Origin of the sequence: Candidatus Electronema sp. PJ (assembly GCF_048287395.1) — a bacterium.
Taxonomy (GTDB): domain Bacteria; phylum Desulfobacterota; class Desulfobulbia; order Desulfobulbales; family Desulfobulbaceae; genus Electronema.
In genome coordinates this window covers 18,840-40,173 of sequence record NZ_JBLWEO010000070.1, presented here as the reverse complement: position 1 = coordinate 40,173, position 21,334 = coordinate 18,840, and the positions used below count along the sequence as shown (strand labels likewise).

At 50.8% G+C, this 21,334-nt stretch carries 27 protein-coding genes and 1 tRNA gene; 2 read left to right on the top strand and 26 right to left on the bottom strand.

Translation table 11 applies throughout. The features are described from left to right. Positions 1-4: 4 nt before the first annotated feature. From ACNKIB_RS11560 to ACNKIB_RS11485, 16 genes are all read right to left on the bottom strand, one after another. Entirely contained in the window at positions 5-316 is a 312-nt protein-coding gene (locus tag ACNKIB_RS11560; protein WP_417910714.1) for a DUF167 domain-containing protein, read from the bottom strand. A gap of 5 nt (positions 317-321) precedes the next feature. Then, positions 322-618 carry a YggT family protein gene (locus ACNKIB_RS11555; RefSeq protein WP_417910713.1) on the bottom strand — a complete coding sequence of 99 codons (297 nt, stop codon included), beginning with the start codon at positions 616-618 and terminating at the stop codon, positions 322-324. Positions 619-672: 54 nt separating this feature from the next. After that, positions 673-1,149 carry a Uma2 family endonuclease gene (locus tag ACNKIB_RS11550; RefSeq protein ID WP_417910712.1) on the bottom strand — a complete coding sequence of 159 codons (477 nt, stop codon included), beginning with the start codon at positions 1,147-1,149 and terminating at the stop codon, positions 673-675. 17 nt (positions 1,150-1,166) lie between these two features. Further along, positions 1,167-1,565 carry a PIN domain-containing protein gene (locus ACNKIB_RS11545; RefSeq protein WP_417910711.1) on the bottom strand — a complete coding sequence of 133 codons (399 nt, stop codon included), beginning with the start codon at positions 1,563-1,565 and terminating at the stop codon, positions 1,167-1,169. Then, complete coding sequence (locus ACNKIB_RS11540; RefSeq protein WP_417910710.1) at positions 1,549-1,785, bottom strand: hypothetical protein; 237 nt, start codon at positions 1,783-1,785, stop codon at positions 1,549-1,551. Before ACNKIB_RS11540 ends, ACNKIB_RS11545 begins: the two co-directional genes overlap by 17 nt. A 32-nt stretch (positions 1,786-1,817) precedes the next feature. Continuing rightward, entirely contained in the window at positions 1,818-1,985 is a 168-nt protein-coding gene (locus ACNKIB_RS11535; protein ID WP_417910709.1) for a hypothetical protein, read from the bottom strand. Between the two features lie 547 nt (positions 1,986-2,532). Next, positions 2,533-2,700: a hypothetical protein gene (locus ACNKIB_RS11530; RefSeq protein WP_417910708.1), complete on the bottom strand. Its 168-nt coding sequence runs from the start codon at positions 2,698-2,700 to the stop codon at positions 2,533-2,535. Between the two features lie 56 nt (positions 2,701-2,756). Further along, positions 2,757-3,437 carry a hypothetical protein gene (locus ACNKIB_RS11525; RefSeq protein WP_417910707.1) on the bottom strand — a complete coding sequence of 227 codons (681 nt, stop codon included), beginning with the start codon at positions 3,435-3,437 and terminating at the stop codon, positions 2,757-2,759. Between the two features lie 121 nt (positions 3,438-3,558). After that, entirely contained in the window at positions 3,559-5,514 is a 1,956-nt protein-coding gene (metG, locus tag ACNKIB_RS11520; RefSeq protein ID WP_417910706.1) for a methionine--tRNA ligase, read from the bottom strand. Positions 5,515-5,558: 44 nt separating this feature from the next. Continuing rightward, a complete protein-coding gene (locus tag ACNKIB_RS11515; RefSeq protein ID WP_417910705.1) occupies positions 5,559-6,167 on the bottom strand; it encodes a HEPN domain-containing protein in 609 nt (202 codons plus the stop codon). Beyond that, positions 6,164-7,198 carry a ParA family protein gene (locus ACNKIB_RS11510; protein ID WP_417910704.1) on the bottom strand — a complete coding sequence of 345 codons (1,035 nt, stop codon included), beginning with the start codon at positions 7,196-7,198 and terminating at the stop codon, positions 6,164-6,166. The genes ACNKIB_RS11515 and ACNKIB_RS11510 overlap by 4 nt, the downstream gene beginning before the upstream one ends. A 39-nt stretch (positions 7,199-7,237) precedes the next feature. After that, positions 7,238-8,149: a PSP1 domain-containing protein gene (locus tag ACNKIB_RS11505; protein ID WP_417910703.1), complete on the bottom strand. Its 912-nt coding sequence runs from the start codon at positions 8,147-8,149 to the stop codon at positions 7,238-7,240. Positions 8,150-8,236: 87 nt separating this feature from the next. Then, positions 8,237-9,217: a DNA polymerase III subunit delta' gene (gene holB / locus ACNKIB_RS11500; RefSeq protein WP_417910702.1), complete on the bottom strand. Its 981-nt coding sequence runs from the start codon at positions 9,215-9,217 to the stop codon at positions 8,237-8,239. Between the two features lie 69 nt (positions 9,218-9,286). Then, positions 9,287-10,384: a redox-regulated ATPase YchF gene (ychF, locus tag ACNKIB_RS11495; RefSeq protein ID WP_417910701.1), complete on the bottom strand. Its 1,098-nt coding sequence runs from the start codon at positions 10,382-10,384 to the stop codon at positions 9,287-9,289. A 19-nt stretch (positions 10,385-10,403) separates the two neighbouring features. Beyond that, complete coding sequence (locus ACNKIB_RS11490) at positions 10,404-10,682, bottom strand: hypothetical protein (protein ID WP_417910700.1); 279 nt, start codon at positions 10,680-10,682, stop codon at positions 10,404-10,406. Positions 10,683-10,692: 10 nt separating this feature from the next. Next, a complete protein-coding gene (locus ACNKIB_RS11485; RefSeq protein ID WP_417910699.1) occupies positions 10,693-10,956 on the bottom strand; it encodes a hypothetical protein in 264 nt (87 codons plus the stop codon). Positions 10,957-11,026: 70 nt separating this feature from the next. Between ACNKIB_RS11485 and ACNKIB_RS11480 the strand changes: the two genes are divergently transcribed. Further along, a complete protein-coding gene (locus ACNKIB_RS11480) occupies positions 11,027-11,431 on the top strand; it encodes a hypothetical protein (RefSeq protein WP_417910698.1) in 405 nt (134 codons plus the stop codon). A 60-nt stretch (positions 11,432-11,491) separates the two neighbouring features. Here ACNKIB_RS11480 and ACNKIB_RS11475 read toward each other — a convergent pair whose 3' ends face one another. The 6 genes from ACNKIB_RS11475 to ACNKIB_RS11450 form a co-directional block, all read right to left on the bottom strand. Continuing rightward, the gene (locus ACNKIB_RS11475) at positions 11,492-12,649 is read right to left on the bottom strand and encodes a hypothetical protein (RefSeq protein WP_417910697.1); all 1,158 of its coding nucleotides are present in this window, start codon (positions 12,647-12,649) and stop codon (positions 11,492-11,494) included. A 27-nt stretch (positions 12,650-12,676) separates the two neighbouring features. Further along, complete coding sequence (locus ACNKIB_RS11470; protein ID WP_417910696.1) at positions 12,677-13,099, bottom strand: hypothetical protein; 423 nt, start codon at positions 13,097-13,099, stop codon at positions 12,677-12,679. A 48-nt stretch (positions 13,100-13,147) separates the two neighbouring features. After that, positions 13,148-14,044 (bottom strand): metal ABC transporter permease, encoded by an 897-nt coding sequence (locus ACNKIB_RS11465; RefSeq protein ID WP_417910695.1) that lies wholly within the window; start codon positions 14,042-14,044, stop codon positions 13,148-13,150. Positions 14,045-14,140: 96 nt separating this feature from the next. Then, entirely contained in the window at positions 14,141-14,851 is a 711-nt protein-coding gene (locus ACNKIB_RS11460; protein WP_417910694.1) for a metal ABC transporter ATP-binding protein, read from the bottom strand. Positions 14,852-14,863: 12 nt separating this feature from the next. Next, positions 14,864-16,243, bottom strand: coding sequence for a metal ABC transporter solute-binding protein, Zn/Mn family (locus ACNKIB_RS11455; RefSeq protein WP_417910693.1), 1,380 nt, complete (start codon positions 16,241-16,243; stop codon positions 14,864-14,866). Positions 16,244-16,303: 60 nt separating this feature from the next. After that, a complete protein-coding gene (locus tag ACNKIB_RS11450) occupies positions 16,304-16,945 on the bottom strand; it encodes a DUF6162 family protein (protein ID WP_417910692.1) in 642 nt (213 codons plus the stop codon). Between the two features lie 371 nt (positions 16,946-17,316). Between ACNKIB_RS11450 and ACNKIB_RS11445 the strand changes: the two genes are divergently transcribed. Beyond that, on the top strand, positions 17,317-17,451 hold the full coding sequence (locus tag ACNKIB_RS11445; RefSeq protein ID WP_417910691.1) for a hypothetical protein: 135 nt from the start codon (positions 17,317-17,319) through the stop codon (positions 17,449-17,451). A gap of 626 nt (positions 17,452-18,077) precedes the next feature. Here the strand turns inward: ACNKIB_RS11445 and ACNKIB_RS11440 are convergent. The 4 genes from ACNKIB_RS11440 to grpE all read right to left on the bottom strand — a co-directional run bounded on the left by ACNKIB_RS11440 (position 18,078) and on the right by grpE (position 21,331). Beyond that, positions 18,078-19,403: an amidohydrolase gene (locus ACNKIB_RS11440; RefSeq protein WP_417910690.1), complete on the bottom strand. Its 1,326-nt coding sequence runs from the start codon at positions 19,401-19,403 to the stop codon at positions 18,078-18,080. 1 nt (position 19,404) lies between these two features. Then, positions 19,405-20,238, bottom strand: coding sequence for a purine-nucleoside phosphorylase (locus ACNKIB_RS11435; protein WP_417910689.1), 834 nt, complete (start codon positions 20,236-20,238; stop codon positions 19,405-19,407). Between the two features lie 461 nt (positions 20,239-20,699). Then, positions 20,700-20,784 (bottom strand) — tRNA-Leu (locus ACNKIB_RS11430). 64 nt (positions 20,785-20,848) lie between these two features. Then, positions 20,849-21,331, bottom strand: a complete 483-nt coding sequence (gene grpE, locus ACNKIB_RS11425; RefSeq protein ID WP_417910688.1) for a nucleotide exchange factor GrpE — start codon at positions 21,329-21,331, stop codon at positions 20,849-20,851. Between the last annotated feature and the right edge of the window lie 3 nt (positions 21,332-21,334).

The window sequence follows — 21,334 nt, the reverse complement described above, 5'->3', positions numbered from 1 at the left end:
TAGTTCAGCCGTTTGAGCTGCCTCGGTTCTGCTCCAGTAGGGAGCGGACATCATTTTCGGCAATGCCGGTCAGCAGGAGTTTTTTAGTGCGGCTAGCGAGACCGCTCCTGATGACAACAGCGGACTTGGGAAGGTGCAGCAGTTCCGCGATAAAATCAACAACCGCCTTGTTAGCCCTGCCGTCAATCGGCGGTGCAGCCAAGCGCAATTTCAGTGCGTCGCCGTGTAACCCAGCTAGCTCAGTGCGGGCAGCTCCAGGTTGAACATGAAGCGAAAGCAGCAGGCTGCCATCAGGCCGGGCTTGCAGACAAGGCATCGCACTCAGCGCAAATTCATGCCGATCTCAGTCAGGGTCGGCACGAGAAAACTTTGCAGGAAGGCAAGAGCCAGCACCAGAATCATCGGACTCAGATCAAGTCCGCCCATCGGCGGTAAGGCGCGACGGATTCTATATAAAATTGGATCAGTAATCTGTATAAGAAAACGCACCACTGGATTGTACGGGTCAGCATTGACCCAGGAGATAACCGCCCTGGCTATAACAATCCAGATATAGGCAGTAAAGACCATATCGATCAGTTTGGCAAGGGCGAGGATGAAATTTCCGAGCATGAACATGGGGGTATTTTCTGGGTTGGAGTTACAGTAAGAGGCTGTTTCTTCTTTTTCTGTTTACACTGAAATATATTTTGGAAATGCGCTAACCCGCCGAGACAGAGCCATTTCTCCCTCTGGGACGAAGAAATGCATGGCTCCATCTTTGCTGCACATCCAAACTTCTTCTGCGCCGTGGGCGAAATAGAGCCTTCTCTTTTCCTGCATTTCTTCTTCAGTATTGCCTGATGACAACACTTCCACGCAGATTTCCGGGGCAACTGGGCTTTCTGCTTCATGTTTGATCTGCTGCCAGAGCGCATCTGAACACCAGACCACATCAGCAACTTTCGTGCCTTTTTCTGTGGCGATGGCGAATTCAGGAGATGCCTCTCCCTCTGCTACAAGCTGATTCAAATATTTGATAATTTTCCCCTGAAAAGCGGAATGATACAGGCGGACAGGACTCATGAGAATTTGGCCTCGTTCATTGAGTTCGATTCTATACGGCAAATCCTGCAAATGCGGATCGGCGCATACTTCCTGCCAATTCATTGCTGCCTCCTTCTTGCTCAAAAAAATGAGGTGAAACCCTGCCGGTTCAGAGATTCCTTCAGCCGCTTGTCTCCTGTCCAGAACGGGGCATCAAGCTGGAGTGACAAGGCGATGAACGGAATGTCATCCTCATCAATATCCTTACACAGATTAAACGCCTGCAATTTATGTTCAGAAGCAACGAACTCTTCGGCGATGAATTTGATCCTGCTCAGAATTCTGTATAATAGCTCGTAAAGATCCGCCTCAGACAGGGCAGAGCATTTCATGATTTTCTCCTTCTTCTCGAACAGCTCGCCTACGATATAGTTCGGAGCAAAAAACGTGTGCGCAACGTCAAAGAAGATGTCACGCAACGTTTCATTTTTTCCAAGCAGGAGAGAAAAAATCATATTGGTGTCAATGACAATCCGCATCAAGCGCACCTTGCAAATACTGCTCCCGATTTTTCCGCCACCAGCTCTGCTTGATCTCCGCGCCGATCTCAATAAGACCATCGCTGAAATCCGCCTTCTGAATCAGCTCCTCTGTCCGCAGCCGTTCAAACAGCCGGGTGAGCGATTCAAGGCTGATTAATGAAAGATCAACAGTGATCACAGCCTGATTACCGACAGATTGTATGCTGAAGTTCTTCATTTTCCTTTTCAGGTCAGAGTGTTCTTGTGCCCTTACAATACCACCGTCACAGTATTGCTTGGCAGGCTGTCGCCAGCCTTGTTGATCGCGATGATGCGGTATTCTAGCCTCTTGCTGTTTGATTTGTCCCGTGCTGCGCTGGGCAGCGTCGCGGCGCGCAGCTCCACCATGAAGCTGCGTTCAAAGCAACGATGAAACAAAATTCGTTCTATTGCAAGATGCAAATGCCTTACGGGAAAATTCTGCGCCAGATTTTTCTTCTATACGCCCTGTCGGGAAGCGACGCGGCTCATTTGAAGTTCGCAATAGCTCGTTTGAAGCAACGAATGACCTGTTTGCAGTTTGCAACGCCTCATTTCTTGCTGCAAACGCCTCGCGGCTCCGCGACGCGACCCATTTGAAGTTTGGAATGGCTCATTTCAAGCAAGGAATGCCTCATTTGAAGTTTGCAACGCCTTATTCTTTGCTGCAAATGCCTCGCGGCTCCGGGCCGTGATCCGTTTCAAGTTTGGAATGACTCATTTGAAGCAAGGAATGCCTCGTTTGAAGTTTGCAACGCCTTATTCTTTGCTGCAAACGCCTCGCGGCTCCGGGCCGCAACCCGTTGCAAGTTTGAAATGACTCATTTCAAGCAAGGAATGACTGAAAGGTGTTAAACGCGCTGCATCGCCTCCACATCTGAAGCATCACAACAAGCGCGCGCTGCGCAGAGTAGTTCTGCAAGAAGCGGAGCGCAGCTGTCTTGCGTTAGTTCTTTTGAATTTGTTTGTATTCAACAGGCTTGCAAAGATGCTCTGTAGGAATAGGTTTGCCTTTGTACTGCAAGCAGCCGCGCAGCGATTTTGCAGAAAGTTTCTTTTGCGTCTTCGGAATAAGCATGATGTCTGATTCTGTGGTGATAAGGGTAAGCTCCATGCCGTCAGTCCAATGCAGTGAATCAAAGATATTTCTTGGGATAACAGAGCAATGCATTATTGTAGTATTTGCAGTGTTCTACTAAGCCCAGACCTGCCATATACAGCTAATTCTCCGTTACTGTTAATTATATAATATTCCCTATGATCATTTTCATCTTTATCGTCATAACGCAGTAAATTTGACTGAGAACTTTCAATCATCTCCTCCTCAAGATTACTTCCGTCAGCAAAATCAATATACATTGTTATTGTCCCATTGTTATTCATAAGCGTATATTTCCCACCAATAATAGAATTATCAAACCATTTCCCGATTACAAAACCTTTACGCTTTTCATCGGAGGCGGTTAGTTCTTTTTCCTCTTCTATGGTAACTCCCAGTATCCTTACTTCTAAATTTGGTTTAAAGTGGGTTGTCGCCCATGCTCCTGCATCTATTTCCATTCCTGGTAAATACCAAAAAATAAATATCCGTTCATATTTATTATGTTCTTTACCTTTTAACGCTAAAGCCAATTGTCTTAGCTGTTTTTCTGATATCTTGTTTTTAAGTCTTATATCAAGGCTTAATTTTATATCTCCAAGAACATCTCTTTTTTCTATTGCATAGACCGATTCGTCAACCTGTATAGTGCTACGTTTACTCGAAAACGATTGTATTTTTTTATTTGTATGCTTTTCGTCACTTCCTTTGCATGAAACGAGAGCATAAAGAACAAAAAATATCAGAAACAAACAAATAATTTTTCTGTAGTTGAAATTTCTATTGCACATAGCTAATTGTAAAAATCTTGTCTTTGCCAAGAAACAGACAGACCGGAGTGAGCAAGAAAAATCCCGGCCTGTCTGCGACCTCTTACGCCACCCTCGACCCCACCGCAATATCCGCCGCCACCGCAGAGAGCACTAACTGCTCGTTGCCGTCCGCGTCCTTCTCCTTCGCCGCCAGCACCATGCCCTGCGAGGTGATGCCCATCAGCTTGGCGGGCTTCAGATTTGCCACAATAATCACCTTGCGCCCGATCAGCTCTTCCGGCTGATAATGCTTGGCAATACCCGCCACCAGTGTGCGCTCTTCCGGTGCTCTCACTGTCAGCTTGAGCAGCTTCTCCGCCTTGGCGATTTTCTCCGCCGCGACAATCTCCGCCACCCGCAGCTCAACTTTGCCGAAATACTCAAAGCTGATCAAACCGTCCTCTTCCTGCGCCGCTGGCTCTGCTTTCTTCTCCGCCTTGGCCTGCGGCTTGGGTTTCTCCGGCGCGGCAGGCGCAGCCGCCTTCTTCTCCAGCCGGGGAAATATTGCCTCGCCAACATGCAGGGCAGTGCCGGGCAGAATGCCTCCCCAGCGGCCCGCTTCAGGCAATACCGCTTTATCCAATTCCTTGCTCAAACCAAGCGCGGCAGCCATCTTATTTGCAGCGGTCGGCATGACCGGGCGCAGCACCAGCGCGAGAATCCGCAGGCTTTCGGCAAGGAAATAAAGCACCGTCCGCAGCCGCCCGGCTTGGGCCGCATCTTTGGCCAGCTCCCACGGCGCATTGGTGACAATAAAACGGTTCAGCATTCCAATCACTTCCCAGACTGCCTGCAAAGCGCGATGGAACTCAAAGCCGTTCATGCAGGCCGCATAATCGGCCAGCATCTTCTCGATGGCGGCAATTAACGCCCGATCTTCTTCGATGACAACGGCCTCGTCTGCCTGCGGCACTTTCGCGTCCGCATACTTGGCCAGCATCGTCAAAGCGCGGGAGAAAAGATTGCCAATATCGTTGGCCAAATCGGAATTGCGGCGTTCAAAAATCGCCTCTTTCGAGAACGAGGCATCGCGGCCAAAGCTCATCTCACGCAAAAGGAAATAACGCACGGTATCTGCGCCGTATTCTTCGACCAAATCGCCGGGCCGGATGACATTGCCAATGGATTTTGACATCTTGGTGTCATCCACATTCCAGTAGCCGTGCACGTGCAGCTTTTGATACGGCGGCAGCCCGGCGGCCTGAATCATGGTCGGCCAATAAATGGCGTGCGGCTTGAGAATATCCTTGGCGACAATGTGTTCCGCAACCGACCAGTATTTGATGAAATTCGCCCCGTCAGGATAACCAATGCCGGTTAAGTAATTGATGAGCGCATCAAACCAGACATAGGTGACAAAATTCTTGTCAAAGGGCAGAGGAATACCCCACGTCAGGCGCGAGCAAGGCCGGGAGATGCACAAATCCTCCAGCGGCTCGCTGAGGAAAGAAAGCACCTCGTTGCGGTAGCGTTCCGGCGTGATGTAATCAGGATTGGCTTTGATATGATTGATCAGCCAGTCCTGATATTTTGACATGCGGAAGAAATAATTTTGCTCGCTGACTTCATCAGGGACAGTGAGATGATCTGGACATTTGCCATCCACCAATTCCTTTTCAGTCAGAAACCGCTCGCAGCCCTTGCAGTAATGCCCTGAATAGGAAGAAAAATAAATATCGCCCTGATCATAAACCTTTTGCAGAATGTCCTGCACCACCTTGATATGTTCGGGATAGGTGGTGCGGATGAAATGATCCGGCGCGATATCCAGCAGCGGCCACGTGTCGCGGAAGGCGGCAGAAATCCGGTCGGCGTACTCACGCGGGGCTATACTCTCTTTCTCCGCCGCTTGAACGATCTTTTCACCGTGCTCGTCCGTGCCGGTCTGAAAACGCACGTCATCGCCGCAAAGCCGCCGGAAGCGGCTGTAGGTGTCGGCAATGATGGTGGTGTAGGCGTGGCCGATGTGCGGCGTGGAATTGACGTAATAAATCGGGGTGGTGATGTAGGTGGTCATGGTTGGGAAATTATGGAGGAGCAGGATTTACCCTGAATAGTCGTTTACGGTCTCAAGCAGACAAGTCTGTAAATAGTTTCTCCTATCGCGCTGATAAATTTCTGAACACGCTCTGCGTCTGATGGCTCGATAGGCAATTTTTCACCACTAACAGGGCTTCGATCAGTCTCATGCACTATGGCGTTTCTCCGCTTGAATAAGTTTCTGAGTTCGGTCTTGACCTGAGCTTCATCACTACCCAGCTCGTTTGCAATAACCTGCCATTTATGAGATTGTCCCCAGACAAGTGACAGTCCGTCAGTGATTTTATCAGGGTCCATAAAGGTTAGGCGACTAAGCTTCATCCGAACTATGTCGCCAAATATTATTGCTGCTGGCGGTATAGTTGCGCTCATAAGCAGTGAATGCTGCCGTATAGTTACCGCCTCATCCAGATATTTAGGTGTCGCCAAGCGTCGTCCATTATACACTTCGACCATTTCATGCGAGATAATATCGTGCATTAATTTATCTAATGCGCTCAGGCAATAGACAAAGCTCATTCTTAATAAATCACTGTAATCTCCAGGCAGTTGCAACTGATCAACGCAATGCAGGTAGAGCAGCTGTAGTCTGCCCGCATCAGATAGACTCTCCCGAAAATTCTCTATCATTGCGCCTGCTCCGTCAGCCGTCTGACTTCCGCAGTCAGCTTGTCAAACAATTTCCCGAAGTGTTCGCGATTCTGCTGCATTCCTTTTAGAATTGGACCAGTCTCACTAATTTCGTCATCAGTAAGTGCGTAAACAGGAACTCCAGCATCAATGGCTTTCGGCAGCAACCCCTGAAAATCAGGCATTTCTGCCAAACAAAGTCCATTGTTGATCAATTCTTGGCCATACGCCTCATCAGTTTCCGCCATGCCCGACTGCCTCAGACGGGGAAGAAGATCAGAAATGACTTTACTCTTGATTTCAGCAATATTTTCTCTGTATGGCCGTGCTGCTTTCCCTTTCCGTACGTTAAATCGCTGGATAATTGTGCCCAGCAAAACTGGCGGATTGCCATCCAATGGATAAGATGATTCAGCAAACAGCGATGCACTTTGCCTCATCCATGCGGCCCAGCGCGGTAGTACATCACGCAGCGTGTTTATCGCCATCAGGGAAAATGGATCAGGATTCGTCGGAATAATTAAATAATTTGATGTGATAATCAGATTCTGGTTGATTGAACTCAGGCCGGGATTCAAATCAACTATGGTGTAGTCAATGCTGTATTTTTTCTCAACTTCTTTTAAGAATGCACTGAATGCGCCTGGCAGATTCTCCAATGTTGCAAGCGCGTTATTTGATGTTTGAGCAAATGTAAGTGCTGCCTCAAACTCAGATAGATTCGGATGTCCTGCGATCAGAAACAAATTTGGTTGTCTTGCTGGAGAAAAGCAGTCAATCGCTTTAATAGGAGCAGGCTTACCCTTGAATGCCACTTCAACCCCATCACGCAAATTACTCTGACGTGTCTGCTCGTTCACATAGTAGCTGTCAAAATTATCGCACAACAGCAGACTGGTCAGATTGCATTGAGGATCAGCATCCACCAGTAGGACGCGATTGCTCTCCGCAAGTTTCCAGCCAAGATTATATGTTGTGGTTGTCTTGCTGACTCCGCCCTTATGATTGAACAAAACAATTCTCTTGCTCATCTTTTTTCCTCTTAGTTGAATTGGAACGAGAGAAATCTCTCAGCCCTTCTTCCCCTTCCGGGGAAAACTCTTCGCGCTGTCTTTCTCCTTACCCTTCTTCCGTGCCTCTTCCGCCCGTGCAGCTGGTTCTGCTTCCTTCCATTGCTCCTCGGTCAGTGTCACTTCGCCGCCCCCTTCATCAGAAACGGCCAGCACTGTGCCCTGCATGGGAAAGACCCGCGTCACCCGATACATCTTGTCCGCATGACTCAGCTGCTGCCCTGGTCGGGGCATTTCCCGTTTGATGGCCCGGTAGCTAGCGAATTCATAGGTCAGGCAGCAGAGGAGTCGGTTGCAGACTCCAGATATCTTGGCCGGATTAAGCGGTAGATCCTGGGTCTTCGCCATCTTAATCGACACAGATTCAAAATTATGGAGAAAGGAGGCGCAACACAGCTCACGCCCGCAGGCCCCGATACCGCCAGTCATTTGAGTCTCATGCCGGACACCTATCTGTCGCATCTCTACTCTGGTGCGGAACTCCTGCACCAAGTCTTTGACCAGATCACGGAAATCCACGCGGTTTTCTGCGGTGAAATAGAAGATCACCTTTGAGCCATTGGCATAACACTCGGCTCGCACGAGGTGCATAGGCAGCTCGAGTTTCCAGATCCGCTCCTTACAGAACGTGGCAGCAGCTTGCTCACGGGCAGGCAGCTGGCTATAACGTTCCTTCTCCTCAGCATTGGCCCGGCGAGTGATTTCCCAGGCATAGTCATAGGCATTGCTTGACTCTGGTTTGGCTGTACGGCCAATAATCGCGGCTGGTTCCAGCCGATCCTCCATCCTGATCATCACAATCTCACCTTGGGTAAGATCGGCAAGCAAACTGCGAGCCAGATGCTCCTGTCCCATAGGACGGCTACAGAGGCGGTAGAAAGAGAACTCCCCTTCTTGACGAAGGGGATCCATTTTGGGTACGGCGGTAGATTCTTGTGGTTTTGCTGCTGTGTTGTCTATCATAAAAAAAGAGCCGGATCCCGGCGAAAGAACATCAACTTACCCGCAGAACAGGGCTAAAAGCAGCACTTCACAAACCAAGGTGCGGCTGCAATTGCGCGCGACATCGCTGCGGGCCTTTTCAATAGCCTCCACCATAGCAGAAACTTGCTGCAAATTCCAGCATTCTCTTGCGCGGGCGAGCAGCTGCTCCTCTGCATCCAGCTCTCTGGTGCAAAGCGCAGAGGTGAGCACCTCCTTGAAAAAGAGGGAGAGCAGATCGAAGAAAAGATTTAGGTCATCCTTGAGTTCTGCCAGCTGGCCAGCCAAGGCAAGGGCCTGCTCAACCGCTTCGGCCTGCTTGCTTGTGCCAGCTAACAGGGCGTGCAGACATTCTTGGTACAAACTGATGACTTCATGGCTGTGCAAGGCATCTGTACGGCCCGGGCAACCGCCGGTAAGTTTGGCCATAGTCCGTACTTCTTCAGGAGAAAGCTGTGGATGGGTGCGACGAATGACTTGCGCCGCCTGCGCTTCAGTGAGAGCGGCAAAGGGAATGACCTGACAGCGGGAAACAAGCGTGTCAAGTAACGGCTCGGCATCTGAAGCGATGAGCAACAGCAGATTATCGGGCGGCGGTTCTTCGAGAAGTTTGAGCAGACTGTTGCCTGCTTCTCTGCCCATAGTTTGTGCGTCATCAATAAGGACAATCCGTAGGCCGCGTTCCAAGGGAGCGAAGCTGAGAGCCTTTTTCAGTTCCCTGATCTGATTGATCTTGATACTGGCACCCTCTGGTTGCAGCCAGAGAAAGTCAGGATGACTGCCTGCGGCGAATTTCTTGCAGCTAGAACAATGACCACAGGGCTTGCTCTCGCCTGTACTCTGGCAGAGCAGTTGTGCAGCCAAGGCGCGGGCGGTTGTGCTTTTGCCCACACCTTCTGGCCCGGTGAAAAGATAGCCGTGCGCCATTCTGCCGCCTTGTAAAGCGCGGCCAAGCAGGTTCAGCGCCTTGGTCTGACCGATGATCTGGGAAAAGGGCATAGGTGTTTGCTACGCTAGGAGCAGGTTGCTCTACCTGCTCGTATCTTGGGAGTAGCCACAGAGCAATCTCTACACATTAAACCGGAAGAGCATACAATCGCCATCCTTGACCACATACTCCTTACCTTCCGAGCGGAGCACGCCCTTATCGCGGGCCGCCGCCTCAGAGCCACAGGCCACGTAGTCCTCATGGGCAATTACTTCAGCCCGGATAAAACCTCGCTCAAAATCACTGTGAATCTTCCCAGCTGCGCCTGGAGCGGTGGTACCTTTGGTGATCGTCCAGGCGCGGGTTTCTTTTTCCCCAACCGTGAAGTAGGTGATTAAGCCAAGTAGCTCGTAGCCTGCCCGAATCAGCCGGTGTAAGCCCGGCTCTTCCATGCCCATGTCCGCCAAAAACTCCTGCTGCTCTGCTGGAGCCAGCGTACTCAGTTCCTGCTCAATTGCGCCGGCAATCATCACCAGTGAAGCTCCCTCTTGCCCGGCCAGGGCTTGCAAGCGTTCGACATACACATTGCCACTGGCGATGTCCTGTTCGCTCACATTCGCCACATACAGCACCGGCTTCACGGTCAGCAAGCAGAGTTCCCGGAGTAACTCCCGCTGCGGCTCGCTCTCTGGCTTCACAGTTCTGGCCGGCAGGCCCTGATCAAGTGCCGCGTGCAGCTGTTCGAGAAACGCGGCCTCTTCAATAAATTTTCTATCCCCGGACTTGGCCTGGCTCTGCGTTTTCTTCAACCGCTTGCTCACGGTATCCAGATCAGCCAGCACCAACTCCATGGAAATGACTTCTACGTCGCGAATAGGGTCAACCGAACCATCTACATGGATGATGTTGTCGTCTTCAAAGCAGCGCACTACATGTAGGATCGCATCTACCTGCCTAATATGCCCAAGAAACTGATTACCCAGGCCCTCGCCTTGCGAGGCACCCTTGACCAAACCCGCGATATCCACGAACTCCATCTGGGTGGGCACGGTTTTGCGGGTTTTTGCCAAAGCCGAGAGGATGTCGAGCCGTTTATCTGGAACTGGCACCACGCCCACGTTCGGTTCAATGGTGCAGAAAGGGTAATTTTCCGCTGCGATAGCCGCTGCGGTTAACGCATTAAAGATTGTTGATTTGCCCACATTGGGTAAACCGACAATGCCACACTGAAAACCCATGATTGCCTCGTTGGAGAGTTCAAAAAGAAAAAGCGCACGCGCACAGCCCGGGAAATAAAACATACAGGGCAGATTTACGGAAGAGTTTTTTACGAGAAAGAACGGCTGGGATTGCGCTGCGGGTGGTTTCCGGTTGAATTTGGCGGGCGAGATAAGAGTTTTTGCCGACTGCAACACAGCCAGCAGCAGGATTACGTTCTCTGCTGCTACCGGAGATTCCTTGCGTGCTCGCTGGCAAAGGAGTTTGGCTCGGCAAAAGAAGGTTGTAGACGAGCAAGAGAAGGTTCTGGCTTAACAACAAAAGGTTCTTAGCGAGCAACAACTCTTTGTGGCTCGGCCACAACTCTTGCTAGCTTAACAACAACCTTTTGTTGCCAAGCAAGAGAAGGTTGTTGCTCAGCAAGAACTCTTTCGTATCGAGCAACAACTCTTTGTAGCTTGGCCAGAACCTTGTGTTGCTCGGCCACAACCTTCTCTTGCCGAGCAACAAAGAGTTCTGGCTTGGCAACAACCTTTGTGTAGCAGTCTATCAACCTAGGCAAGCGGCATTTACTCGTTGCATCGCTGTTCAACAAGCAGTGCTCGTTGTATAGTTAGGTACGGACAGAGGTTGCACTCGCAGTTTCTTGGGAGGAAATGAAAATGTCCAATCAAATACTCGTGTTCCTTTTCGGTGGACTGCTGATCGCTCTAGGCCTATTCGCTGGCAAGCTGCATTTTTCCGGGCTGACGCGCCTTGCCTTGGTTCTTCTCGGCCTTACCTCGCTTGTTCTCTCGCTGCTGCTTGATCCGCAGATCAGGGCCTTGCTCTTGCACAAAGGCGCAGAGCACCAGACTGAACAGTTAGAGGTACGCGGTCAACTGGGGAAAGAATGTGGCGATAAAGCAACAGCTGCCCAGTGCAAGCCCCAGGAATTTACTCCTACAAAGGTTGATCCGCAGGAATGCCCCAAGCAGTTGGATGGCACGACGCAGGTAATCGAGACGAATGGACTCTGTAATCAGCAGCAATCTTCGGCTGGGCAGAAGAGTCCCTGCAAGCAATGAGTTGTCGTGTAGGATTAAAACCAGAGCGTCCTGGAGCAGACCGCTCTGGCGGACGAGCAATTAGAAGCTGAGACGTGCTCCAGCCATGATGATGGAGATGTCCTCGTAGTCCGCGTTGGTGTTGTCCTCTAAAGCAAAGGTGCGATAGCCAGCAAACAGCTCGGTGCTGTAGGCGGAAAGCTCTTGCACAAACTGCACGCCGAGGGCAGTGGCCTCTTGTTCGATATTGAGCGCAGTGCCATTCTTGTAGATGCCATAATCAACCGAAATTGCGGTCGAGCCAAGCGAAGAAAGTTGATCGCACTTATAGCCAATTTTGCCATAGGTGAAGACCGGGTCATCAGAGTCGTTTGGCAGGTTGTCCATATCGTGGAAGCCAAAGCCAACAGTGAAGTTGAAGCCTGAAGAGAGCAAGAGAGAAGCAGACGCATTGATTTGGGCGTAATCGCCTCCTTTGCCAGGGTTAGACCAGGCTGCTATAGCTTGCAATTGATGACCGCTAAACTCACCTGAATAGTTTAAGGCAAGATCAGCAGTGTCTTCTGCACCTGTCGCTGCGCCGAGAGAAAAGCCGGCAAAGGTTGGGGTGTCATAGCGTACGCGCTGCCGTTTGCCTAAGCCGTCCGAAGTAATGCGGTTGAAGAGATCACAGCACTGCCGCTTGAATGCTTCTCCCACAAGAGTGCCGCCGCTCTCGCCACCATAGCCTCCACCTGCGGTGTCATAAAATGTAAGGCCGCCACCTATGTCAGCAACCCCGGAGTTCCCGACTATATCAGTGCCAGATAGATCAATTTCTGAGGCACCATCAGAGGCCATGCTCCCTTGACCGATGGAAAACTTGCCCGCATTCTTGAAATCAAAATATACTTCGACAAGCTCTTCCGAAAACTCACCGGCAATGCTTTCCTCCTCCATTGAGACCGCATGAGAGGGATTGGCCTGCCACTTCAGTTCCAAGCTACTGCCTATAGTGAGATTGTCGTTATCACCAGAAAGCTCGCCGTTTAAGCCGATCCTGGTTTCAGAGTTGGTGTTATCGACATGAAAGAATTTATCCTGATACCCATCATCCGCATACATCACAGCCCGATCAATTTCACCGTAGAGCTGGACTTGCACTTTGTCATTGCCAGATTTAATCTCCAACGCTGATGCTGCTGAGGCACTGAGCAGCAGGGCTGCGCTCAGTACGGTAAGGGTTGTTTGGGTTTGCATGAGGTTCTCCTCCTGTGATGTTTGAAATTACTTTGTCGCTTCTGCTGCTGGCTTCGCTTCAGCCTCTGCCGCAGGTTTTGCCTCCCCTGCTCCTTTCTCCTCAGCCTCTGCGTCCTTAAAATCCTGCTCGGTCAGCTCGAAATCCGCATCATGGGCCTGATCTACCCGCAGGAGAATAGTCATTTTGCCCTTGTATGGCGGCTCAAAATTAAAGTTGCCTTCCTTGTCTGTATCACCTTCCAGAACTTTGTCGCCTTTCTCATTGACCACGATCACTTTGCCATTCTGCACCTTTCTGCCGCTACCCATGAATGAGCCTTCGACATACACGCGGCCCTTCTCGATATAGCACCAAAGGTTGGTGGCATGGGCATAAACAGAGGCGGCAAAGGATAAGAGCAGCGTGGCAGCGGCCAACACTGCCGCAGCTTGTTTGAATACCTTGGACATGATGAGTTACCTTCCTTTTTTTGGGATGAGGAAAAAATGACGGAGCAGCTATATCTCGCCCTGATTTGGCCCGCCGCCCTTACCGAGCAGTGGCTTCAACAGGAGTGCGCCATAAAAGAGGATGCTAGAGACTAAAGCAATCAGGGCACCACTTGGTACTGGGAGGAAGCCGGAGAGCAGCAGGCCCAGCACCGTGCTGATCGTGGAAAAAAGCACACTCAGCCAGACAAAGCGGCGGAGATTTGAGGCCAGCAGCTGTGCACCTGCGGCTGGTACCACGATCAGCACCAGTACAAGGAGTGAGCCGATCAATTTCAGGCTTGATACCACCACAGCGGTCATCAGCACGACAAAGAGATATTCGAGAAAGACTGGCGACAGCCCTCGTGCCTTGGCCAGGGTCTTGTTAAAGCTAGCGAGCATGAAACGATTAAAGTTGCAGGCAAAGAGAACGCCAACAACCAGCGAGGAAATGGCCAAGGCAATCAGATCGGCATCATTCAAGGTGATCAGACTGCCAAAGAGGATGCCCTCTACCTGATGGATGTTGAATTGGGTGGTGACAACGATCATAAGGATGATACCAAGACCGAGTGTCTGGGCCAGCACTACGCCAATGATCGTGTCATTGGCGAGTCGGGTGCGGTTTTTGACAAAAGTCATCAGCAGGGCAACGAGCAAACAGAAGCCGTACAGCCCGGCATAGGTGCTGTCTGCGGGTTCACCCAACAACAGGCCGATGGCTACCCCGCTCATGGCGGCATTGCCGATAGTTTGGGTAAAGAAGGACAGCTTCTTCGTGACTACCACTGTGCCCATTGCGCCGAGCAGCGGGCCAATGATAAAGGCAGCCAGCATCCCGCGAATCATGAAGGCGTGTTCAAAAAGAGCAGGCAGATAGCCTGCGGCAGTCCAGCCTTTGACGATGTTGTAGATGAGTTCCATATTCCTCTTTTAAACGTCTATGTCTAAGTCAGCTGACGACAGATCAGAAGTGGCGACAGTGTTCTGCTGATTAATCAGTTCATTCATTATCCACCTCTACCCCAGTATTTTATACTGCTGCTGGAGGTCGAAATGAGTCAGGCCATCTGGGTTGCCATCGTAGAAAATACTGCGGTTGATGGCCGTGACTTGGTTGGCAACGCGAGTGATCATTTCCAGGCTGTGGCTAACCATCAAGATGGTGATGCCGTGCAGGTCGCGCAGGTTGATTAACATCTCCTCGAATTGGCGGATACCCACTTCATCGATATTGCTGGCCGGCTCATCCAAAAGGAGCAGCTCCGGTTTTGGCTCAAGAGCTTGGGCCAGCAAGACCCGACGAAATTCACCCCCAGAGAGCTGGCCCACGCAGCGGTCAATGAGATGCGCGCAGTTAGTCGCGGCAAGTATCTCTGTGATTCGGGCGCGCATTGCTCGTCTTCGGCCCAGAAAGACCGGCACGTTCTTCAACATCAGAAAGAGAAAATCAAAGACCGTGATCGGCACAGAATGATCAAACTCCAAAAACTGCGGTACATAGCCGATCCGACAGTTTTCCCGGAAGAGAAAGCGGATTGTGCCTTGGTGGGGCATCCCGCCCATGACGCTGCGCATCAAGGTGGTTTTACCCGCACCGTTTGGACCGGTCAGGGCATGAATCTGCCCTTTCTTGACCTGGAGATTGATCTTGTCGAGGATATTGTTCCCCCGGAGGGTCACGGACAAGTCCGTGATCTCCAGGAGAGTATGCTGCTCTGGGCTGGTCATCTGCTTCCGGGGTTATTGTTTATCCTGCGGCGGTGCTACTGGAGCAGAGGGCGAGGCAGGTAGATTCTGCTGAATCTTTTCCTGCACCTGCTGGGTCTGCTTGTTCATGGTGTCCTGCATTTTTTGCTGCTGGATCTCAGGCACGGTTTTCTGTACCTTCTCCTGGACGTTCTGCTGCATTTTTTGCTGCATCTGCTGAGAAGTATCCTGCATTTGCTTCTGCTGGATCTCTGGCACAGTTTTCTGGATATTCTGCTGCATGTTCTGCTGAACCTGCTGGCTCTGTTTGCTCATACTGTCCTGCATCTGCTTCTGCTGCACTTCCGGCACAGTCTTTTGCAGGTTTTCCTGGACATTCTGCTGCATTTTTTGCTGCATCTGCTGGGAAGTGTCCTGCATTTTCTTGCTGATGTTCTCTTGAATGTTGGCTGGAGCGGGCAGAGTCTTGTTGCCAGCCGAGACTTCGGTCAGGGCTTCGACGATGATATCCATATTCTTCTGCATGGTCTGCTCAAAATGCTCCTGGGTGTATTCACCATTGGAGATATGTGAGAGCGCATACAGGCGACAGCCGGTTTCTTGAAAGATAATATCAACGTACTTCTTTTCATAATCCATCTCACCGAACAGCACGTTCACCTTGGCCTGTTTGATCCGCTTGATGGTGTCCTGAAGCTGCTTGGTGCTGGGCGTAACTCCATGCCGTGGCTGCACCACTGCGCTAACCTCAATGCCCAGTTCCTGGAACAGATAGGAATAGCCGTCATGAACCGTGGCAATGCGCAGATTGTCCATTTTGAGGCCGTCAATCTTGGTCAGCGTGGCATGGAGCATGTTGCGCAGCTTGCTTGCATAGGCCCGCAAGTTTTTGGTAAACACCGGAGCTAGGTCTGGACAGAGCTTGCCCAGTTCTCGGTTGATCATCTGCATCTGTTGGATCGCGCCAGTGATGGCAATATAGGTGTGACTGTTGTAGGACACCTTTGCGCCGCCCTCTTCTTTTTCTTCAAAGGCGTAATGCTTGTCGTTAAAGGAAGGAATCAGAGGCAAACCCTTGCTGGTATCGATGACCAGGAGCTTGGGGTTTTCAATGGCCTTGAGCATCGGCTTGATAAACTCGTCGTGGCCAACTCCATTGACAATCACTACGTCGAGATTCTCCAACATCGCCATGTCGCTCGGCACAGGCTGGTAGGCATGGGGATCTGAGCCAGAAGGAATCAAGGAGGTGACATTAGCAGCATCACCGACAATATTCTTCACCCAAGAGTAATACGGGTGCAGTGAGGCCCCGATGTTCAGTTGGCATTTTTTTTCCTGAGCAGACACTGGAGCCTGGGTCAAAGCCAGGACAGCCAGGATTGCTACCAAATAACCTACTCCTTTTTTCATTCTTATCACCATCGCATTAAAAGAAGACAAAAGAAACCGGCAGCTGCCGATCTGTTCAGCTCAGTTGATTTGTTCTTCGCTGACTGGTGTATGGCCGCTGACCACCCATTTCCAGCCTTTATCTGCGGGCTGACCTTCTGGATAGTCGGCAGTCTTGGGATTAAGCCAGATCTGAACGGAGAAACGGTTCTCCTGACCCTTTGCTTGTTGGGCCACAGGATGGGGATACTTGCCAGCCTGGAGATCAATGATGCGGAGAATAAAGCTGTTCTCCAGCGGATCAGCTCCAGCCTTCTCCGCAGCAAGCACGTTTCTGTTGGTGCCGTAATAATCGGCCCAGGTAGCCCCTTGGTGGAACTCCCAACCAAAGCCATTCAGGCCAGCAGGCAGAAATTTGGCGGCAAAAGGCGGCAAATCTTCCTGCTGAAGCGCGGCAATGTCTGGCCAATTGCCGTTCTCTTCGCGCAACTGGGTAATAGTGTCTGCTGCACCCAAGAGCGAGCGGTACAACACCGGGGCTTGGTTCTTCAGTTTGATGTCCTGCATTTGATAGACCTTGGAGCCTTCTTCGGCATTCTCTGGCCTGACCTGGACAACGCGCAGACCGACCAGGAAAAGAATGCAACAGATCGCGGCCAGCAGGCCCAAGGCTTCGCGACCAGCTGCTTTGGGGACGACGACGATTTCTTTAACGACAGGCATGTTCATGCTCATATTCGATTGGGTTCGGCCAACTTGTTTGCGGTGTTGTGTTGAGGTATTATTTTTACAAGATACGTATCACTGTTTCAAAGATTAAGCAAGATTTTTTTACAGCAGCCGGGAAAAAAGTATCCAGTTGTTAGCCCGCATTGTTTCGATAAACAAAACGGCATAATCTGCTGGCAACTTGAGTTTTAGGTAACATTGTGGCAGTTCTGGCACGATTTTTGCAAGACAAGTCACGGAGGAGAGCAACAAGCAACTGGCGCGGTTCATGCTGACTTGCTGCAACAAATCAGAAAGGAAGAGAAAACGCTTTCTGAGAAAACAATATACCGTATGGGCGCCACATGCGGCATCAAGGAGTGCGTATGGATGAAGCATTATCCGCCGGAGTTCATTGCAGCTACGATTCATTCTGTATCATCGCCGTCTGTTTTGGAGTCGCGCTGATCGTAATTGTTACACTGATTGCCGCGTTTTGTTTTTCCGAAGAAAAAAAGTGATGGCAGAACAGGACAAGCCGGGTTGGAGTGCCTCCACCCGGCTGCTGGGCTGATCTGGGTAAAAAATATCCAGTTCAGAAAGTTGACTGAGTAAAAATTACTCGCTCGGCGCAGAAGGACAAACCAGTAGCCCGCAGTAGCCGAAGAAACGAGAGGCGGCAGGACAGGCTGGCCACTACCCTGGGAGTAATTTTTACCCAAGGCGCAGCGAAATTAGGCTAATCAGCAACGATTTCAGCTCGGTTTGGCAGGTTGGTAAGTAGGTTACATTCGTTTGTTTGCGAGCAACAACTCTTCGTAGCCAAGCTACAAAAGGTTCTGGCTCGGTAACAAAAGGTGTTGGCCGAGCAGAAGAAGGTTGTTGCTCGGCAAGAGAAGGTTCTTACTCAGCCACACTCCTTTCAGAGTTGGCAGAACTCCTTTCTTGCCAAGCCAAACTCCTTTGCTGTTCGGCAAGAAAGGAGTTTGGCTTAACAAGAACCTTGTGTTGCTCGGCAAGAGAAGGTTGTTATCAAGCCACAACCTTCTTGTAGTAGGTTGACAACGTATGCAAGCTGCATCCACTCGTTGTGCAGGAGCTTTTGCCTGTACCCAAACACCTCCGCAAGCTCCCTAATCCCCTCTCCTCACCCTGCCATCTGCTGTACTCTTTTGCTGATCTTACCCATCTCTGCGAGGACCGCTGTCTCATCTAGTGTGGTCAGTTGTCGGTTGCACATGACCAGGCGACCATTAATCACTGAATGCAGCACATCGCTACCTTTTGCCGCATAGACCAGATGGGACACCGGGTTGTAAAGTGGCGTGAGATGGGGCTGGTTCATGTCCAGAACAATCAGGTCAGCCTTCTTGCCTACAGCGAGGCTCCCTAACTGAGTTTCCCTCCCCAGTACCTTGGCACCGCCCAAGGTTGCGGCGTGCAGAACCGTGGCCGCGCTCATGGCTGTTGGGTCAAGATCACGCACCTTATGCAGTTTGGCCGCTGTACTCATTTCGCCAAACATATCCACATCATTATTCGAGGCACTGCCATCCGTACCCAGGCCCACAGTTATGCCCTGGTTGAGCAGCTGCTGTACTGGCGCAATCCCCGAAGCCAGCTTCATGTTCGACTCTGGACAGTGGGTAATTTTTACTCGCCGCTTGGCCAGTAAGTCCCGGTCTTCCTCCTCCAAGATCACGCAATGGGCAGCAACCACCCGCTCATGCAGTAAGCCTAGATTTTCCAGATGTTGCACTGGTGTACATCCATAGCGTTCTCTACAGGTTTTGACCTCCTCCTTGGTCTCAGCAAGATGGATATGATACAGGGACTTCTGCTGGTCAGCTAAGGCGTGAGCGCGCTGCAATAAGGCTGGATTACAGGTATAGACCGCATGAGGTGTTACTGTAATCGTTACCAGGTCATGGTGCGCATACTTGGCAAATAATTCCTCCACATACTCCACGCCCTTTTCCAGCTGACCATAGTTGGGAGAGGGGAAGTCAAAGAAGCCTTCTCCTACCCAGGCTCGCATCTTTGCTGTCGCTGCTGCTGCGGCTACTTCCTGCTCAAAGAGGTACATATCATTGAAGCTGGTTGTACCAGATTTAATCATCTCACAGATTGACAGAAGGGTGGCATGATACACCATCTCCTTGGTCAACTGTGCCTCTCTTGGGAAGATATGTTGGGTCAACCAAGTCATTAACTGTAGATCATCTGCCAGGCCCCGAAAGCAGGACATTGCCGCATGAGTATGCGTATTAATCAGACCTGGCATGATCAGTCCATGCGGGCAATGCAGGTGCTGGGCATCAGGGTATTTGCAAGCAAGACTATGACCTATTTCAGCAATGGTATCACCGGCAATGGCAATGGAAACACCTTCTTCTGTCTGCTGTTCCTGCCTGGCATCATCCATGCTGATGAGCCAGCGACCTGAGAGGACAAGATGGACATCTTTCTGCATATTAGAGCTCCGGGATAAGGGCACTGAGCAGCTGCTGGAGCCTGGGTTCCGCCTCTTCGGCAGCAGCGATAATATCTTCAATAAAGAGTGGGCTGAAGTTATCTGGGTCATTGATATTCGCGACCACAGATAAGCCCAAGACCTGTAGTCCTGCGTGCAATGCTGTAATCACTTCTGGTATGGAAGACATGCCCACAGCATCAGCACCCAATTGCCGCAACATCCTCGTTTCTGCGGGTGTTTCTAGGCTCGGCCCAGGGATGCAAACATAGGTACCAGACTCGACCTTTGCCAAGCCAAGTTTCTCAGCAAGTTGCAGGGTAAGCGTGCGGAGCGATAAGCTGTATGGCTCGGAAAGATCCGGGAAACGTGGCCCCCATTCATCAATATTAGGGCCTCGCAATGGCGAGTCAGGGAGGAGGTTCAGATGATCCTGCATCACCATGATAGTACCAGGGTGCCAGGCAGGATTAAGGCCACCAGAAGCATTGGTAATAATAGCGGTCTTTATGCCCAATAACGAGAGCACTCGCACCGGAAAAGCAACAGTTCTCGCCGAGTAACCTTCATAATAGTGGAAGCGGCCAGCGAGGATGGCCACCTTCTGACCAGCCAGGTTGCCACAGACCAACGTGCCTGCATGACTGGGTACAGTTGCCCTGGGGAAATGGGGAATATGTGCATAAGGGATGCTGATGCTGTTGCGCATAGTTTGGGCAAGACCACCAAGACCAGTGCCCAGCTGAATGAGCACTTCTGGTAGCACAGGAAGCTCGCTACGGAGAAAGGCAACAGCTTCCTCTACCTGCTGTTTGTGGAGTTGAATATCAATCATAAGATACACGGGCAAAGGATTGGAGTAATGCTGATGAAAGAACACCTAATACAATCACTCATCCTAAGAGGCGTGGCTGGATTTGTCAAGAACAAGATGGTGGTATTGATTCGAGATAGACAACCGTAGGGGCAGGCCCCTGTGCCTGCCCTTGATGCAGGATAGATGATGGTGTTATTGCGAAGAAGACGGTGGCATTGATACAGGGCAACCACAGGGCGTTGCCCCTACAGGTGCATCATGGTTGCGAGGCAACATGCATGCATGTTGGTCAGCAAGTATCACCATAGTTGAGTAGCAACTATTACGCATGTTGGTCGGCAACTATGGTGCATGTTGCCTGGTAAGCATAGAGCAGCAGAGGGGGTAAGGTGCAGAGAAAAGGCAAAAAAAAGCCCACGCACCTGGGAGGGTAGTGGGCTTGCTTGAACCCTAGTAAGAACTAGGAGGATGTGCTGTCGTGCCGGAGGTCGGAATCGAACCGACATGGGCGCAAGGCCCGCTGGATTTTGAGTCCAGTGCGTCTACCAGTTTCACCACTCCGGCGGAAGGTGATCGCGCTATTAATACCGTACTCGCATAAGGGTTGTCAAGGCCTTTTCATTGTTGATCAGACCTCGTTACGTACTGTGACTACTTCGGCCTTTCTCAGCACAGTATTCCGGCCAAGATCAACGTAACCGCGCTTCAAAATAGCGAGGATTTCCTCGTTCTCTCGGCCTGGTGCTTGCCTGGTTTCTATAATCACACACTGCTCAGGTTGAGCACGACGGTCGGGGAAGTCAAGTGGGGCAATGTGATGGGCACTCAGCAGGCGGAGCAGCTTGCGTTGTATAGCCTTCATGCTCTTCAAGATGCTCTGACTGGTCTTGTCGAGTGCCTCAGCTTTGCGCCGCAAGTTCACATCTAGGTGGTCGAAAACATCCAGGACTTCAACCAACTCAATAAATAGCTGGTGTTCACGGTGCAAGCTGGCTTCTTCCTGCTCTTTTGCCAGGCGTTTCAGGTCAGCAATTTCTCGCTGAAAAGCAACAAGCTTCTCCCGAAGCAGCTCACCAGGCAGGTGGCTGCTGGGCTTTTCTTTGTTCTGCATTAT